The sequence below is a fragment of the Candidatus Sodalis sp. SoCistrobi genome, assembly GCF_900143145.1.
GTDB lineage: Bacteria > Pseudomonadota > Gammaproteobacteria > Enterobacterales > Enterobacteriaceae > SoCistrobi.
This window is the reverse complement of the sequence record NZ_FRDB01000290.1, coordinates 1-3,000: the sequence shown is the minus strand read 5'-3', so window position 1 is coordinate 3,000 and position 3,000 is coordinate 1. Positions and strand designations below refer to the sequence as shown.

Sequence of the window (3,000 nt, the reverse complement as noted above, 5' to 3'; positions counted from 1 at the left end):
TGCTCATGCTGAGTTTCCAGCACTAGATTAACTGCCCGTTCACGGACTTCCGGAGAGTAACGTTTGGTCGTTGTCATAGAGACCTCCACTTTTAAAGTATAGACTCTAATTTATCCGGGGTGATTCATTTAGCGAGAGTTGCTCTTAAGCCTCCTCCCTGATGTGTAGATACCTATGCCCTCAAGGCCGTTCTCTCGAATGGGTACGGCACCGGCCGGTGCCGCAGACCCTGATACAGAGGAGAGCGTACGATGCTTCATTTACCTTCTGCGGCTTTGCGCGTTGAGGAATCAGACCGCCTGTCATTTTTACCTTATCTCTTTGGCGAGGACTTTCTGGATGCCGAAATGCAGGTATACGACTACGCCAATCGCTATTTACCGGAGTACAACGGCGGCTTCTGGCACTTTATCCGCCTGCCTGACGGTGGCGGCTACATGATGCCGGATGTTGGCCCGGTGCGACTGGTTAACGATGACAACAGGTTTGACCGCACGGTCAGTAACGATGTTGCGGGCATCATCCTTACGTCGCTGGTGATTAATCATCGTTGTGGACTGCACCATGATCGGGATCGCGCCGGGCTGGTCAAGCTGTTTATCCAGCGCGAAGAGCAGCTTTGGCATCACATCGTTGCACACCCGGAATGGGGCGATATTTACGCCGCGCTTGACTGATAGCCGGCTAACGGGCGGCAACGTCGCCCGTTAGTCCCTGATGATTTAATTTTTGGCTGTGGAGGTGTTGATGCGTATTCTCATCGTGATCGAACAGTGATTCGCATGAAAGGCCGATCACAGATTCGCATCTAAGCTCGGTCACTTCTCCCTACCGTTTTTGGCATGAGATCAGGATCAGGGCGTTCAGCCTTGAGGGGCATACGAACCTCTGCAAAAAAACATGCCATGCAGGGGCCGCCAATGTGGTGGCTCGCTGGCATCCCGGTGCGCGGTCAGTCCGGCAGGTCAACACCCTGCCAGCCACCTGACGGTGGCCGGCAGTATAGCGGCGGCGCAGCCGCCGTTAACTGCTGTGCGGGAAGGTCAGTGGTGGCGGTAGGGATAGCGCCTGCTTGTCTATAATCGCTGTCTTTTCCGGTCGCGCCCCTCCGGGTCCGGCTGTCGCGCTGCGCGTGGCGACAGCGGGCTGGCGCCACCCTGACGGGCATCCATCCGTCGCGCCACCCCGCTTGCAGCGGCCAGGAGGCCGCGCCGCCCAACCCCAACCGCACAGACGGTAACGCCGTCTGCGCTTCAAGGACGCCCCGGCCTGTGGCCGAGTCGGGTGTGCGCCTGCTCATCCCGCCATCGCTGGTGTTCTCTCGTCAAGCCCTTGCGCAAACGGCGTTGCTCCCCGTGCCCTTGCCGCGAAAGGTCCCGACGAGAGATATCCCCCCATCGATACCAGGAGAAATAGCATGCGCACAGACAACATCAACACCGCCGCTCAGGCGCCCTCGGAAATATATGGGAAAAACCGGCAAGGGGCGCGGGGCATGAACTCCTGCACTTCCAACGGAGCGGAGCCTCACGGTGTATTACCCCGACAAGACCGGGTGCTGCCGTTTTCAGAAGGTGACGCCTACACCAATTGCGTGTTGAGCGTAGCGCAGATAACCGACCTGTTCTGCTTTATCACCGAGGCGGCACCGTGTTCAACGGGAACATTGCTGCCTCCGAAGGTGCCGGATACGGCGGAATATCTGTGTGCGGTGTTTGCGGGGAGTGCGGATTCAATCGCGGTCTGGCTGGTTGATGGCTGGCCGGTGGCCGCCAGTGATGAACTTTGCCTTGTCCACTGGTCACTGCTGGACGGGCGATAAAAAGGCAGCGCGGAGAACGCTGCCTTTTTACCCCGGTCAGGTTTTTATTCCTGACCGGATATTTCCACATCACGACATTGGAGACATTAATAACGTCAACAACAAAGATTAAAACAAACACATACGCAAGTAAAGCAACGGAAATTGAAAATATGCTGGCGACAGCGGCAGTAGAGTCCGTTGCCCTTAACCAGTTGATACCGTCGGGTCTTAACGTGCGTCGCCGTGAGCCGGATGCGAACAAAATCAGCGAACTGGCGGGGAGTATTGCGGCGGTGGGGGTGCTGCAAAATTTGGTGGTTATTCCGGACAAGGGAGGTAAATGGGCGGTTGTCGCCGGGAGCCGTCGTTTGTTGGCGTTACGCCAGTTACAGGCGAACGGTCAGTTAGAGGAGGAGGTTACCGTACCGGTGAAAAAGGTGAGCGCGGAGCTGGGGGTATTGGTCTCACTGACCGAGAATACACAACGCGAAGCGATGCACCCGAGTGAGCAGTTTGCCGTTTTCAGAACGTTAAGTGAATCGGGAAAATCTGCTGCTGAGATTGCTGGCTTGCTGGGCTATACGACGCGACATGTTCAGAAGCTGCTGAAGCTTGCCCGTGTCCATACTGAGCTATTAAACGCACTGGCGCGTGATGAGATTAATGTTGACCAGCTACAGGCGCTGGCATCCAGCGATGATACCGAACGGCAATGGCAGGTCTGGTTACAGGGTGAGCACCTGTACGACGGTCGTAAGCCGCGCCAGCTTCGCAACCGGGTGCTGAATGATGAAGTGTGCGCCGACGATAATGCGATGCTGGCATTTGTCGGCATGGCGGCGTACACATCAGCGGGGGGCGAGATTCGGCATGACCTGTTTACCGACGCAGGTTATCTTCTTCATCCCTCACTACTGGACGCACTGGTTATCGAAAAAGTCACAAACCTTGCGCGGCACCTTGCCGACCATGAAGGCATAGGTATCTACACATCAGGGAGGAGGCTTAAGAGCAACTCTCGCTAAATGAGTAAGTTTTTCCAGACTATATTCCGATAATAATTTTAGTGTATTCAACAAGATGGATAGGCCAGCGAGCAGAGCAGGAGCGCTCTCTCTGCGGCCTCGCTTTTGCTGTCGTCCTGACAAGCGACATATCAGCTGGCGGGCTGCCGCATTTTCTTCTCCTTCAGCGCG

3 protein-coding genes and 1 pseudogene are annotated in these 3,000 nt (G+C 56.0%); 3 read left to right on the top strand and 1 reads right to left on the bottom strand.

The annotated features are described in order from the left end of the window. Positions 1 to 251 precede the first annotated feature (251 nt). The 3 genes from CINSTRO3249_RS14590 to CINSTRO3249_RS14580 all read left to right on the top strand — a co-directional run bounded on the left by CINSTRO3249_RS14590 (position 252) and on the right by CINSTRO3249_RS14580 (position 2,829). Complete coding sequence (locus tag CINSTRO3249_RS14590; protein ID WP_074013783.1) at positions 252 to 677, top strand: antirestriction protein; 426 nt, start codon at positions 252 to 254, stop codon at positions 675 to 677. Between the two features lie 740 nt (positions 678 to 1,417). Continuing rightward, positions 1,418 to 1,822, top strand: a complete 405-nt coding sequence (locus CINSTRO3249_RS14585; RefSeq protein WP_254304377.1) for a hypothetical protein — start codon at positions 1,418 to 1,420, stop codon at positions 1,820 to 1,822. Positions 1,823 to 1,899: 77 nt separating this feature from the next. Beyond that, positions 1,900 to 2,829 carry a ParB/RepB/Spo0J family partition protein gene (locus CINSTRO3249_RS14580; RefSeq protein WP_125933210.1) on the top strand — a complete coding sequence of 310 codons (930 nt, stop codon included), beginning with the start codon at positions 1,900 to 1,902 and terminating at the stop codon, positions 2,827 to 2,829. Here the strand turns inward: CINSTRO3249_RS14580 and CINSTRO3249_RS14575 are convergent. After that, positions 2,797 to 3,000: pseudogene (locus CINSTRO3249_RS14575) on the bottom strand (transposase); the annotation flags it as partial. The gene CINSTRO3249_RS14580 and the pseudogene CINSTRO3249_RS14575 overlap by 33 nt on opposite strands.